The 14,104-nt window shown below is 34.8% G+C and carries 11 protein-coding genes; 10 read left to right on the forward strand and 1 reads right to left on the reverse strand.

The window, feature by feature from the left end:
* The 7 genes from asnB (at position 1) to ABIB50_RS03425 (ending at position 8,308) form a co-directional block, all read left to right on the forward strand.
* A complete protein-coding gene (asnB, locus tag ABIB50_RS03395) occupies positions 1-1,905 on the forward strand; it encodes an asparagine synthase (glutamine-hydrolyzing) (protein ID WP_429377258.1) in 1,905 nt (634 codons plus the stop codon).
* Entirely contained in the window at positions 1,898-3,133 is a 1,236-nt protein-coding gene (locus tag ABIB50_RS03400; RefSeq protein ID WP_429377259.1) for a glycosyltransferase, read from the forward strand. Before asnB ends, ABIB50_RS03400 begins: the two co-directional genes overlap by 8 nt.
* Before the next feature lie 36 nt (positions 3,134-3,169).
* Entirely contained in the window at positions 3,170-4,126 is a 957-nt protein-coding gene (locus ABIB50_RS03405) for an NAD-dependent epimerase/dehydratase family protein (protein ID WP_429377261.1), read from the forward strand.
* Positions 4,127-4,155: 29 nt separating this feature from the next.
* Positions 4,156-5,121 carry a glycosyltransferase family 61 protein gene (locus ABIB50_RS03410; RefSeq protein ID WP_429377262.1) on the forward strand — a complete coding sequence of 322 codons (966 nt, stop codon included), beginning with the start codon at positions 4,156-4,158 and terminating at the stop codon, positions 5,119-5,121.
* A gap of 34 nt (positions 5,122-5,155) precedes the next feature.
* Positions 5,156-6,229 (forward strand): glycosyltransferase family 4 protein, encoded by a 1,074-nt coding sequence (locus ABIB50_RS03415; protein WP_429377263.1) that lies wholly within the window; start codon positions 5,156-5,158, stop codon positions 6,227-6,229.
* A gap of 161 nt (positions 6,230-6,390) precedes the next feature.
* Positions 6,391-7,728: an FG-GAP-like repeat-containing protein gene (locus tag ABIB50_RS03420; RefSeq protein WP_429377265.1), complete on the forward strand. Its 1,338-nt coding sequence runs from the start codon at positions 6,391-6,393 to the stop codon at positions 7,726-7,728.
* A gap of 13 nt (positions 7,729-7,741) precedes the next feature.
* Positions 7,742-8,308: a transglutaminase domain-containing protein gene (locus ABIB50_RS03425; RefSeq protein WP_429377267.1), complete on the forward strand. Its 567-nt coding sequence runs from the start codon at positions 7,742-7,744 to the stop codon at positions 8,306-8,308.
* Here ABIB50_RS03425 and ABIB50_RS03430 read toward each other — a convergent pair.
* Positions 8,292-9,641 (reverse strand): hypothetical protein, encoded by a 1,350-nt coding sequence (locus ABIB50_RS03430; RefSeq protein ID WP_429377268.1) that lies wholly within the window; start codon positions 9,639-9,641, stop codon positions 8,292-8,294. The genes ABIB50_RS03425 and ABIB50_RS03430 overlap by 17 nt on opposite strands.
* A gap of 137 nt (positions 9,642-9,778) precedes the next feature.
* On the opposite strand from ABIB50_RS03430, the gene ABIB50_RS03435 reads away from it, so the two are divergent.
* From ABIB50_RS03435 to ABIB50_RS03445, 3 genes are read left to right on the forward strand one after another with little or no spacing between them, the layout of a single operon-like run.
* Positions 9,779-10,978 carry a glycosyltransferase gene (locus tag ABIB50_RS03435; protein ID WP_429377269.1) on the forward strand — a complete coding sequence of 400 codons (1,200 nt, stop codon included), beginning with the start codon at positions 9,779-9,781 and terminating at the stop codon, positions 10,976-10,978.
* 24 nt (positions 10,979-11,002) lie between these two features.
* Entirely contained in the window at positions 11,003-11,965 is a 963-nt protein-coding gene (locus ABIB50_RS03440; protein WP_429377271.1) for an NAD-dependent epimerase/dehydratase family protein, read from the forward strand.
* Between the two features lie 46 nt (positions 11,966-12,011).
* A complete protein-coding gene (locus ABIB50_RS03445) occupies positions 12,012-13,742 on the forward strand; it encodes a hypothetical protein (protein WP_429377272.1) in 1,731 nt (576 codons plus the stop codon).
* The last annotated feature ends 362 nt before the right edge of the window (positions 13,743-14,104 follow it).

Raw genomic sequence — 14,104 nt, forward strand, 5'->3', positions numbered from 1 at the left:
ATGTGTGGAATAGCCGGTTTTGTTGATTTTACCAACAAAAGCTCAAAAGAGATATTAAGTTTAATGACACTGTCAATGCAACACCGCGGCCCCGATGGGCAGGGGGAGTATTATCAGCAAAAAGATGATTTGCAGGTTGGCTTAGGGCACCGGCGTTTATCAATTATTGATCTGAGCACCAGTGCCGATCAGCCTATGCATTATGATAAACTGCATGTTGTTTTTAATGGCGAAATATATAATTATGCCGAGTTGCGCGAGCAGCTTATACAACTTGGGCATGAGTTTAAAACCCATTCAGATACAGAAGTAATTTTACATTCATGGAAGCAATGGGGCGCTGCCAGCATCCATAAATGGATAGGTATGTTTGCTGTTATTTTATATGACGAAGAGACTAATGAGGTTACAGCAATTCGGGACAGGGCAGGCGTAAAACCACTTTATTATTCTTATGATAATAATTTATTTTGTTTTGGATCAGAGTTAAAAGCAATCACTAAACACCCCAGCTTTATAAAAGAAATTAACCGTAGCGCAGTAGCTAATTTTTTGCAATATGGTTATGTAGCTTATCCGCATTGTATTTATAATGATACCTATAAACTTGCACCTGGTCATATTTTAAAGTTAAATTTAGCTACCAAAGCAGTAAAAATTGAACAGTATTGGGATGTTTATGAATACTATAAAAAAACCAAACTTTCTATCTCATTACCCGAAGCCATAACAGAAACTGAAAGCATTTTGCAAAAAGCTTTTCAATACAGGATGGTTTCGGATGTTCCGGTAGGCATTTTTTTAAGCGGTGGATATGATAGCACCTGTGTTACCACATTATTGCAAAAAGACAGTGCCGAAAGGCTAAAAACTTTTACCATTGGCACTACAACAAGCGCTTTAGATGAAGCTCCTTTCGCTAAACAAATAGCCGCGCATTTGGGTACAGATCATACAGAGTATTATTGCACCCCAAAAGAAGCGCTTGAAATTATACCGCAATTGCCCCATTTTTACGATGAGCCATTTGCTGATAGCAGCGCTATACCCACAATGCTCGTAAGTAAACTCTCGCGCGAAAAAGTGACCGTAGCTTTATCAGCAGATGCCGGGGATGAAGTATTTGCAGGCTATAATAGGTATGATTATATAGCCCGCTATGGCAATAAAATTGCCGCTATACCCAAGCCAATACGCAAGCTAGCCGCGTATGTAATGGATAACATATCGTCAGAAAAAATACCGGGTTTTAAAAACCGGCAAAATTTTCATGGCAGGTATACCAAATTTAAAAACTTATTGAATGATCCATCGCCGGCTGAATTAATGAAAAATTTAACGCAAACGTTTACTAATACCGAGTTAGACAAATTATTTGCAAAACCTTTTATAGGATTAGTAACTGAGCATGATTGTGATCAGTTTGATTTACACAATGACCCATTAGCCTATATGATGGGGGTTGATTATAAAACTTATTTGGTTGATGATATTTTACAAAAAGTGGATAGGGCAACCATGTCTGTTGGTTTGGAGGGTCGGGAACCTTTTTTAGATCATCATATTATTGAGTGGGCCGCCCAATTACCCTCAAACTACAAATATCATAACGGCGATAAAAAGCATATAATTAAACAAATTGTACACAAATATGTGCCACAGGTATTAATGGACAGGCCAAAAATGGGTTTTGGTATACCAATTGAAAAGTGGTTGAATAATGAATTAAAAAGCCTGGTATTTGAAAACCTAAACAAAGATAAATTGAACCAGCATGGCTTATTCTCGGTTATTGACGTTGAAAACATATTAAACCAATTTTATAGTGGCCGCACAGAAAAGCATTTACAAGTTTGGTATTTGTTAATGTTTCAAATGTGGTATAATACCTATATGAATGATTGAAAAACCTAAAGAGGTATTATACCTATCGTATGATGGAATGACAGATGCACTTGGTGAAAGCCAGGTAGTATGTTACTTAAAAGGCACAAGTAAAAAGGGGTATAATATCTCCCTTATAAGTTTTGAAAAGGAAACCTCCTATGCCCTAAAAAAAGATGATATTAAAAAAGTGCTTGACGAGCATAATATTGCATGGCATCCGTTTATGTATACCAAAAATCCACCGGTCATTTCTACTATTATCGATCTGTGGAAAATGCGTAAAAATTCTGCTGAACTAAACCGGATAAAGCATTTTGATATTATTCACTGTCGTAGTTATATCTCAGCGCTAGTTGGCTTGTATTTAAAAAGGATAACCAAGGGTAATATCAAGTTTATTTTTGATATGCGCGGCTTCTGGATAGAGGAACGGATAGAGGGCGGAATGTGGAATACCAAAAAATTGATCTATAAACGTATCGTCTCTTTCTTCAAATCAAAGGAAGATCAATATTATCAACAGTCAGATAAGATTGTCAGTCTCACTAACGCAGCAAAATCATACATAGTTGATCATAAAAACATCGCCCCGCAAAAAATTGGTGTTATACCAACTTGTGTTGATTTTGATTTGTTTAAAGTGACTAATTCAAACGAACAATCAGAATTACGGCAACAACTGGGCATTAGGCCGAATGCAAAAGTATTTGTTTATGCCGGGGCAATTGGTGGCAGTTATAATATTGATTTAATATTTAAGGCTTATCAATATTACAAGTCATTTTATGCCAATACCCATTTGCTGCTTTTAACCAAGGACGCTTTAAGCACGGAAGGGCGTCAATTGCTTAATAAGTTTAATATTAATGAAGACGAGTTATCAATTGTTGAATCGCCATTTAAAAAAGTACATCAGTATTTAAATATTGGCCATTTGGGGTTTGTTTTTTATTCAAAAAGCTGGTCAAATATAGCCCGTAGTCCTACCAAAATGGGCGAATATCTAGCATGTGGATTGCCTGTATTGGTTTACGGGAGCATAGGGGATATAGATTCACTGCAATCTGAACTGGAAATTTTTATTGTTGATGATATTGCTCAGGACAAATGCTTTGACGTATTTGAACTACTTAATAATACTACCAAAACAACTGATGATATGCGGAAAGAGGCGTATCAATATTGTAGCATTGAAAAGGGGATTGAATTTTATGCTGATATTTATAAACAAATATTAAAGAATTAAAAAGCTGCATAAATAAATGAAGGTAAATTGATATAAATGAAGAGAATTATAGTTACAGGTGCGGCTGGTTTTATTGGGAGTAATTTGGTGAATAAATTATTGGATGCTGGTACAGAGGTAATTGGTATTGATAATTTTGATAATTTTTATCCGCGCGATATTAAAGAGGGTAATATAAGTACTGCCTTAAAGCACCCGTTGTATACTTTCATTGAAGCATCAATTCTCGATATTGGCACATTGAATTTATCAAAGAATGTTGATTGTATTGTACACCTTGCCGCAAAGGCAGGGGTATTGCCATCTATAAATCACCCTTCGGCCTATGTAGATACCAATATACAAGGCACACAGGCAATTTTAAATTTCATGCAGACAAATGCTATTAAAAAATTGGTATTTGCTTCATCATCATCAGTATATGGTAATACCGATGTAGTACCATTTGTAGAATCGGCTGCAACAGATTCGCCTATATCCCCATACGCAGCTACAAAAAAAGCAGGCGAATTATTATGTAAAACCGCCCATCACCTTAATAAAAAGGATATTATTTGTCTGCGGTTATTTACCGTTTATGGCCCTGGGCAAAGGCCTGACCTGGCTATACATAAATTTTTCAAACTGATAGATTCAGGCAAACCCATCCAGGTATATGGGGATGGGTTGACTTCAAGGGATTATACTTTCGTAAGCGATACAGTTGACGGGATACTATTGGCAATTGAACATGTTATGGCTAATAGTAATGTTTTTGAAATAGTGAACCTGGGCAATGAGTATCCGGTATCATTGAACCAGCTAATTGAACATATAGGTGAAATATCTGATTCGCCCATGCAAATTAATAGGGTTGATAAAAAACCCGGTGATGTTGATATCACCTACGCGGATATTTCAAAAGCAAAACAATTATTAGGCTATGCCCCCAAAGTATCAATACAAGCAGGCTTGGAGGAATTTTATAAGTGGTTCAAATCAAATAACGGATAATCGGTGCTATATAATCAATATAGGTAGTTATGAATACAGACGAGCTTAAAAAATATCTGCAAACGCTCCATATTGATATGCAAGACAATGATAACGCACTTAAGTTTCTTACCGCTAAACCTTACACTAATTTTTATTTAACCACAGCAGGAGTTGGATTTAAAAGGTTATCACTAATAAAAGAATTATTATTTGGTAGCTATCAATTAGGCTTTTTTAGGTTATACGCTTTAAAGCATTTTCTCTTCTCAAAAAAAGTAAAATTAGAGGATGAGAAATATTTGATCATTCACAATTTTTGGTCACAAGGCTATCATCATTGGTTGGCCGAAGCATTGTTGAAACTGATAGTCTTCAACGCAAATTACAGCGAGTATACACTGCTATTACCTGCATCTTATTCCGCATTCGCGAAGCAATCATTAGATAAATTTAAATTTAAGGATATAGTATATTTAGAAGAGCAATGTATATACCACATCCCTAATGGGGTGGTAATTAATAATCCTAAGTCGGGTTTCTTTTATGATGAACATATAAAGCAACTTAAAGATTTTTATCTTTCTACTTCATCAAACCCTTTCAGGAAAATTTACATCAGCCGACGCAATGAAACGCTGCGAAGAATAGTAAACGAAAAAGACATTTACCCGCTTTTAATTGAAAATGGATATGAAATTATTGAGCCTCAATTATTAAGTTTTCAAGAACAAGTTACCTTATTTTCAGAAGCGGTAGAAATAATTGCTATACATGGCGCCGCCCTAACTAATATAGTATTTATGCAGCAGGGTGCCAGGGTGGTTGAATTATATAGAGAGGTAACCGCCAATGATCTAATTAATGGATGTTATTATCGTTTAGCTCAAGCCGCTAAGCTTAAATATGAGATGTGCTTTTTGAAAATTGGAAATAAACACAAGGATATTGACCGGTCAGACCTTATTATTAGTAAAAACGAGTTTGCTTTACTGCTCACATCCAATAATAATTAACATCATTGCAATACATTGCAGCTGAACATAAATAATGAATACAAAAGTCCTTTTCATTGTACCTTACCCATTTGATAAAGCTCCAAGCCAGCGGCTTAAATTTGAACAGTATTATTCCGCTTTCAAAAATAGCGGCTTAAGTATTGCCTACGAGCCATTTATAAATGAAGATTTTTGGGCAATTGTATATAAAAAGGGTTATTATTTTAGCAAGTTGTATTACACTGTGCAGGCATGGATCAAACGTTACATGCTTTTAGCAACTATACGCAAATATGATGTAGTGTATTTGCATTTATGGGGTACTCCTTTCGGATTTCCGGTATATGAATGGTTGTTACGTAAATATTCAAAAAAGTTAGTTTATGATATTGATGATTTGATATACAAGGCGGCTTCAAGCCCCAATAATTGGTATTTAAGTATTTTAAAATCAAGTTTAAAGGTTGATTTTTTGATGAAACATGCCGACCATGTTTTAGTGAGCACAGATAAATTGTTTGATTATTCCCGAAAAATAAATAACCAGGTTACATTAATACCGGCCACTATTGATGTTGAAAAATATATTATTCCAGATAAAAAGTCGGACGTGGTTAATATTGGCTGGAGCGGTAGCCATACCACCAGTAAATATGTACACTTACTAGATAATGTATTAAAAAAAGTAGTGGCTGCGCATAATGTTAAGATCATGATCATGGGCGATGATACTTTTAGTATTGATGGGGTAGACGTTCAATTACTCAAATGGACGCCAGAGAGTGAGATACCTAATATGAACCTTTTTGATATTGGCATTCATCCATTACCCGATGAAGAATGGGTATATGGAAAAAGTGGGGGCAAATTAGTGCAATATATGGCCGCAGGTATCCCAATTATAGCATCAGCAATAGGCCCTAATTTAAAAGTGATTGAAAACGGCTATAATGGATTTTTGGTAGGTACTGAGGATGAGTGGATAAAAAAATTGGAGTTACTAATAACTAATGAAGTTTTAAGAAAACAGATGGGCATCAATTCAAGAAAGCATGCGGAAACATTTTTTTCGGTTGAGGCTAATTTGAAACATTATTTAGATACTTTTAATAGTCTTATCAAATAGCTATTATGCAATTTAATTTTAAATCACCTTTAATAAAAATTACCGTTATAATAATTGCATTATTATCAGGTACAATAGGCGTACTGTATTTTTTCAGATCCAGCCCACAAATAAGGGTATTAGGTATAAAGCTATTGGGCGATAAAAATTTATACAGGGTAATGAAGCAATATAAGGTTGGTTTTATCCCCGAAAAACTTATCCAATATACAAACACAACCGATACAGATAACATAGCAATATCCTGGGCTTTCAGACCCGAATATATAGTAGGTTTTTATCCCATCCCAGTCGTAGATGATACGGATAACGACGGGAAACCTGAAGTATACTTAGGCAGCTATACACGCAATATATATGCACTTGACGGTAAAAGCGGTAACACACTATGGAAATGGAAATTGCCATTTGGCGTAGTTGGCGGGAGGGTAGTTGATTTATTCGATTTGGATGGCGATGGAAAAAAGGAATTAGTTTTTGGTACACATACAACGTTGCCTATAAGGGTATATGCTTTAAAAACGGGCAAGCAAGAGGATGATAAGCGAATGTTATGGGCCACTAACTTATCTGGTGATTTTTTAGAGGGCGGTTTAACAGTGAGTAAATTAAATGGAGAGCCAGTGGTGGTTGCCATTACGCGAGATGCGCCCTATTCGCGTGGAACCATTAACGTTATCAAAGCTGATGGTTCATTTCTTTTTCCATCAATAGCAGGGGTTGATGACTGTGCAAGCAGGCCTGCCGTAGGGTTATTACCAGCCAATAAATATACATCAATAATTCATGGCAGCCATGCTGTATATAATGCCCAATTTGCTGATAGGATCATTGCGCGCGATTTAAAAACTGGTAAGATGCTATGGATGTCACCTAAAATTGGAGATACCGGTTTTCAAAATCATCAATTACTAGATGTAGATTTTGATGGAAAAAATGATGTTGTCGCATTTGCCGATAGTACAGACGTTAAAGAAGCAAGTATATATATAATTAATGGCCTTAACGGAACGATAGTTAAACAAGTGCCGTGGAGTGTGCAAGGTGTATTAAAAGATAAAAAACAACTAATTGTTTGCCAGGACGACAAAACGATGTGTTTAAACAAACGCGGCGATGTACTATACACTATCCCTAAAATATCATTTGGGGTGCATACAACTCACGGTCAAATAGTGCTATTTGCCATTAGTTATAATAATAAGTTCCTAACTATAAATGAATACGATGTAGCAAACGGTAAATTGTTAAAGACTTACAACTGCCCTAAAAATCTTCCTGACCATATTAAAAAAAGTGATTATGGGATATTTATTCCTAAAGATAGTGCGGCGTTTTTGACCCTTGCTGATACGGATAATGATGGTAATTGGGACTGTTTAATACAAGTAAAAGATTTTATAGTGAACGTGAAATTACCTATAAAGGTACAAGCGGGTACTGAACCTTATGCTCCAATAGCTTTAAGAAATGTAGATAACAGCGGCGTTATTTATTAAAACAACAGGTAAAGTGAAAAGCAGATTTACATTTATCGTTATAAGTTTTTTGTTGCTGGTTGTTATGTATGCAGGTTATTTGGCAAGTGACGATAGATATTACACTACAGTAATTTCTGGAAACAATTTACAAACGCCGCAGGACGTTTTTGAATGGACCACCAAAAAGTTTAGTTCAGTAAGTTATATGTACCACAGCACTTATGCATCCCCAAAGTATTTAATGCAAAACCATACAGGCTTATGGTGCGATGAGGGTGCTATTGTTATGGCTACACTTGACCATAAATTAGGATATAAAACACGTCTGGTGGATTTAATTGGTTACGATAACGTGGCGCATCACACGCTTTTACAAGTTTACGAAAATAATAAATGGGTAAATTACGATTTTACATTTAGGCTGAACCACCAGGCTATTTTAAAAAGCAGCTATGCCTTTAATTTGAAAATGAAAGAGGCTAGGCCCAAAACCTATCCAAAGCTTTATAATTTTATTGTTAACAATAATTTTTTTGCCAAGAAGGTCATATTCGCGCTACGCGGAATCAGAGAAAAAGAACCTACTGGTGGTCTATAGCTGGTGTTACAGGGTCTTTTGTCTGATTATTAAATATCAGGATCATTAAAAAAAGCATGTAAAAAGGTGTACATGGAATTTTATATCTGGATAGCGAACCGAAATTATAGCTTGAAACCCCCACAATAAATGCAAATAACAACGAAAAAAATAAACACATTATTAAATTAGGGTCCTTGTAAATATTATTAATTGTTATAAATATATTTCGTCTTACCAATAAAAATAGTGTAAGCAATAATACTGTTGTCGACTCTAACGAATTAAACAATTGTACAATACTTTTTGATTCCCAGGGATATGGCCTAAATAGCGCTACATTAATTGCCGGTACTATCATTTTGGCAATTCCCTTTACTGAAGGTTCAAAATCTCCCAGATCATATGCTGAACCATCTTCATCTAATGATTTGTTTAATAAATAATCCTTTTGTTTTTTTACAGTTTGTAATACGCTTGCAGTTGAAAAAGTGGAAAGATATGATGCCGCCCTTTGTATAGCGAAGGAAACAATTAAATAAAAAATAAATAGCACAAAATAAAACATCAATTGTTTTTTTTGCTCAATTGCTTTTTTCTTAAATGATAGTATAGTTTTTATAACTAACGTAGGTAACAATACAACTAATATATATGCTTTAATAAGTAGTAGCAGAGTTACGGCGGTTAAACACAGTATCACTAAAGAAAATTTAAATCGCCTTTCTTCAAACAAAACATAAAAAATGTACACTAGGCAGCCTATTGAAAACATACAAAAGCTATCTTTAAACAAGCCAGATCCCCACACCAGCGGACCTGGCATAAACAAAATAGCGATAGCGATATACATTGTTATGCTTTTATATTGCTTAGCAAAGGCTATAAACATAAGCCATGACCCAATAAATGATATTACTGCAATAATTGAGTTGATTATCAAATATTTAGTAAAACAAAATAAGCCAATTATTGCACCAATGCACGCTGTTGTGTAGGATGGTGTATCATCATACCAAAACATACTTGAAACTATTTTTTGGTCGGTAATATTATTCTCGTTAATATTATGCGTAATCAATCTAAACCAGCTATCGGGGGTGTCAATAAACGTTGAGTTTATTAGTTTGGTAACAAAGAAAAAATTAAACGTGTCGCCTCCATTATAATAATAAGCATATATCAACCCAATAAATATTGAGCCTGCTATTTTAGCTATTAATGCGGGTATAAAATAAGGCTTGAACGGGTGGTTTTCTGGATAATATTTATTGCGAACATTATAAGCTATTTTAAAAATTATGATTAAATAAAAGGGAAGTAAAATATAATCGAGTGCAGTAATGTCCGCCATTTCAAATCAGATAATTTAATGCTTATAAGGAGTGTAAAATAACAAAATATATTTCAGTATTTTTATTGCCTGAAATATAGCAGAAATAATTTCGGTATCCATTTGTTAAATAAGCAGATAATAATAGCGTTGTATGTATGTCTAAAATTCTACGAATATTAAACCGCTTAAACGTTGGCGGCCCAACTTTAAATGTTGCTTATCTTTCAAAATATTTAAATAAAAAATACCACACTGAAGTACTGGCCGGGCACAAAGAGCCTTTTGAAGGAAGTTCTGAATATGTACTTAATGATTTAAGTATCCCCTATAAGTTTGTTCCAGATATGTACAGAAGCATTGATCTGAAACGCGATTATAAAGCTTTTAAATATATCCAGAATGAAGTTTTAAAATATAAGCCTGATATTGTGCATACCCATGCAGCAAAAGCAGGCGTATTGGGGCGTTTGGCTGCCTACCATAACCGCAACCGTCCCAAAGTAATTATACACACCTATCATGGCAATGTGTTTGATGGGTATTTTTCTCCGCTCAAAACCAAGATATTTCTTGCTATCGAGCGCTATTTAGCTAGTATAAGTACTGCTATTGTTGCTATAAGCGATCAGCAAAAAAACGATTTAGTAAATAAGTACAAAATAGCACCTGCTGATAAAGTTCATGTAATTAGGTTGGGGTTTGATTTAGACAGATTTTCGCAAAACTCTGACGAAAAACGGCAACAATTCAGAAGTTTTTATAATATACAGGAAGATGAGGTTGTGATTACTATTACAGGCAGGCTTACAGCTATAAAAAATCATTGCCTTTTTATTGAAGCATTACAAATGCTTAAACAACAAAAACCAAAACTTAAATTTAAAGCATTTATTGTTGGCGATGGCGAGTTAATGGAGCCATTAATTGATAAGATCAAACAAACAGAACTTAGCTTTTGTAGAGTTGCCGATAGCAATTATTTGGCAGATATAATTTTTACTTCCTGGCGCAAAGATATCGACGTAATTAACTCAGGATCGGACATTGCGGCGTTAACATCACTAAATGAAGGTACACCTGTTAGCATTATTGAAGCCATGGCATCCAAAAAAGTCGTGATTAGTACAAATGTAGGCGGTGTAAAGGATGTTATAAAAGACGGTTATAGCGGTTTTTTATGTGAACAAACGCCAGAGAGCTTTGTTTTTAAACTAAAAAAACTTGTTGAAGATAAAGAGCTTAGAGATAAGATGGGCGCAAACGGAAAAAAATTTGTAATTGAAAATTATTCTTATTTTCGTCTAGTACAGGAAATAGAAAGTTTATATAGCTTTCTATTGAAAGAAAAAAACTAACTTTAGCTTCCTAATTAAAGTTAAATGATTAAAGTTTTAATAACCGGTGGAGCAGGCAACGTTGGAGGCGCCCTTGCCTGCCATTTAGTGCAGAAAGGATATCAGGTTGTTGTGGTTGATAACTTGATTACAGGTTCACTTCATAATCTTCCTCAGGGATATGACAATTTTACATTTATTGAGTGTGATGTGAATTGTTATACGGATTTATCAGCTATTATGTTGGCTTTTAAATTTGATTACGTTTTTCATTATGCAGCACTGGTGGGTGTGGCGCGTACATTAAAAAATCCGATTGCTGTTTTAGAGGACATTGAAGGCATAAAGCATATTTTAAGTTTATCAAAAAATATAGGTGTTAAACGTATATTTTACTCCTCATCCTCTGAAGTATATGGCGAGCCGGTAGAATTTCCACAAAATGAACACACAACACCCTTAAATTCAAGGTTGCCGTATGCCATTGTAAAAAACGTTGGAGAGGCTTTTTTCAAGTCGTATTATAAAGAGTTTGGCTTGGAATTTACCATTTTTAGATTTTTCAATACTTATGGTCCTAAACAAAGTGTCGATTTTGTAGTGTCTAAATTTTTAAACGCTGCATTAAAGAACCAGGATATCAACATATATGGCGATGGAGACCAAACCCGTACCTTTTGTTATATAGATGATAATATAGAAGCCACCACCAAGATTTTTGAAGAGTCGCTTTATATAAATGAGGTTATCAATATTGGTAACTCAAAAGAAATGACAATTCTTGAACTCGCCCAAAAAGTAATAGCAATAACAGGCTCGTTATCTTCGATAATTCATCTCGAAGCATTAAAAGAGGGAGATATGACGCGTCGTCAGCCTGATAATTCAAAAATGCTGCAGGTTTTAAACAGGGATTTATTAACTATTGAAGAAGGTGTTTCTAAAGTTTTAGAACTTAAGTATTACATATCTGCCCAATCACAATCCTTAAATGTCTTTTCAGCTTAAATTAATTCTATCGGGCTGTATTTCGCTATTGACATGTGTTGCAGTTATGCCATTTGTTATCAAGTTAGCAAGGTTTAAAGGATGGGTTGTCTTTCCGCGTAACGATAGATGGCATAAAAACCCTACAGCGTTAATGGGGGGGATTGGTATTTTCGTGGCTTTTAGTGTTACCATGTTAAGTGTGGGAGGCACATTAGAGACAAATTATTGGATGGTATACGCTGCGGCATTTATTATGTTTTTAGTAGGCTGGGCAGATGACGTACGAGAAATAAAACCTGTTATTAAGCTAGTGGCACAAATAGCGTGCTCTTTTGTTTTAATATATAACGGTTACATTTTTGGCGGTGGGTTGCTGGAATGGGCGGGGATCCCATTAACATTTATTTGGGTTATAGGTATAACTAATGCAATAAATCTGTTGGATAATATGGATGGCTTAGCTGGGGGGATATCAGCCATTGTCGCGATAGTTTCGGGTGCTTTAGCTGTTTTAAATAACGAATATGCATTGGCTGGTTTCGCTTTTGCCATTGCGGGATCAACTATTGGTTTCTTGTTCTATAATTTTAAACCTGCCTTAATATTTATGGGCGATGCCGGGAGCTTATTTCTTGGTTTCTCGTTATCATTTTTGAGTATAGCGGTGCAAGGAAAAATGGGTTCATCATCGCCAGTGTTAATGTTATTAATTCCTATAAGTTTAATGGCAATACCTATAATGGATACCACATTGGTAACTATTAAGCGCCTTGCGGCCGGCCGGCGGATAGATCAGGGTGGAAAGGATCATACCTCGCATCGGTTAGTAGCCCTTGGTTTAAGCGAAAAGAAGGCTGTCTTCACTTTGTATATTATTAGTGCTATATGGGGTGTATTATGTTTGCTTATGTCTCGCATCCAGGTTAATAACCTGTTTTTATGTGTGCTTTTGCTCATTATTTTTTCAGTTGCGTTTTCCTTATTGCTTTCTAAGGTAAAGGTTTATAACGAATCGCCAGAGAAGTTGTCCTATTTGGAAAAACAAGGTTTAAACGTAGATAATAACTTCACCCTTCGTTTTTTCTTGCTCCATAAAAAATTAATGATTGGCCTTTGTACTGATATCTTAATAATTTACTGTGCCTTTCTTTTTGCTACCAAGGCTACCCAGGTTAATTTAGAATATGATTATATTGTGCTGGCCACATTTATCTGCGTAAAAATTACTGTGTTATATTTAAGTAATCTTTATTATCGCATGTGGCGTTACATGGAAGTTTTAGAGGTTGCAGGATACTTTATTTTTACTTGTATAGCAACAATTATATTAGTAATTATATTGTATCTAAAATATAGAACGGGCACCTATACACTGTACTTTTTCATATTCGATTTTCTGCTGACTTTTACAGGTATAGTTTTTTCAAGACTATTTTATAGATCATTAAGCGAATTAATTAATAGAAACAGAAATTCGGAGAAAAAGGTAATGATCTACGGAGCAGGCGACAGTGGATATTTATTGATAAAAGAAATTTTGCAAAATCACCGGCACGAATTAAAACCAATTGGATGGATCGATGATGACCCATCAAAGTATAATCAATTCTTGTATGGTTATAAAATATACGGAGGTAAAACGCAGTTGCTGAAGATATGTCAAAAGTTTAAACCGGATATGGTTTTAATATCAACAAGCGCAATTGATAAAGAAGCAGAAGATGAACTTAGAGATTTGTTAGCCGTACATAATATTGGTATCGGTCGGTTTAGTTTAACTATATCTTATAATTAATACACGTATTCTAACTGGAAAAACACCATTCTACATATATAATGTTTAATTATATATCTTTATTTTAGGCTAGTTTTAATTAGCTTATTTTAAGCTTTAACACCTTTCTTTTCTCAATAACCAGCTCAACTTTTCCATTGAGGCCGTCAAGAAAAATATTGGCGACTTTACCGACAAAAGTATAGATTTGAAAAATCAATAGCGATCAATTAGCGCATCATTTTAATATAAACCGATAGGAAGCCTTAATTGTACAAATATAATAATCAAATTTTGCATGCTTTTTAATTCGTTGCCCTTCCTTTTCTTTTATTTAATAGTTACGCCGTTATTTTTCTTGGTAAAAGACACCAGGCGGTGGA

The sequence above is a fragment of the Mucilaginibacter sp. UYCu711 genome, assembly GCF_050433825.1.
In the GTDB taxonomy this organism is placed as follows: Bacteria; Bacteroidota; Bacteroidia; order Sphingobacteriales; family Sphingobacteriaceae; genus Mucilaginibacter.

What these genes read in the sequence shown, in the direction of transcription:
- ABIB50_RS03430 (WP_429377268.1), bottom strand. Translation starts at nt 9,641, where the DNA reads ATGGCGGACATTACTGCACTCGATTATATTTTACTTCCCTTTTATTTA.
- ABIB50_RS03415 (WP_429377263.1), top strand. Translation starts at nt 5,156, where the DNA reads ATGAATACAAAAGTCCTTTTCATTGTACCTTACCCATTTGATAAAGCT.
- ABIB50_RS03435 (WP_429377269.1), top strand. Translation starts at nt 9,779, where the DNA reads ATGTCTAAAATTCTACGAATATTAAACCGCTTAAACGTTGGCGGCCCA.
- ABIB50_RS03420 (WP_429377265.1), top strand. Translation starts at nt 6,391, where the DNA reads ATGAAGCAATATAAGGTTGGTTTTATCCCCGAAAAACTTATCCAATAT.
- asnB (WP_429377258.1), top strand. Translation starts at nt 1, where the DNA reads ATGTGTGGAATAGCCGGTTTTGTTGATTTTACCAACAAAAGCTCAAAA.
- ABIB50_RS03405 (WP_429377261.1), top strand. Translation starts at nt 3,170, where the DNA reads ATGAAGAGAATTATAGTTACAGGTGCGGCTGGTTTTATTGGGAGTAAT.
- ABIB50_RS03445 (WP_429377272.1), top strand. Translation starts at nt 12,012, where the DNA reads ATGCCATTTGTTATCAAGTTAGCAAGGTTTAAAGGATGGGTTGTCTTT.
- ABIB50_RS03410 (WP_429377262.1), top strand. Translation starts at nt 4,156, where the DNA reads ATGAATACAGACGAGCTTAAAAAATATCTGCAAACGCTCCATATTGAT.
- ABIB50_RS03400 (WP_429377259.1), top strand. Translation starts at nt 1,898, where the DNA reads ATGATTGAAAAACCTAAAGAGGTATTATACCTATCGTATGATGGAATG.
- ABIB50_RS03440 (WP_429377271.1), top strand. Translation starts at nt 11,003, where the DNA reads ATGATTAAAGTTTTAATAACCGGTGGAGCAGGCAACGTTGGAGGCGCC.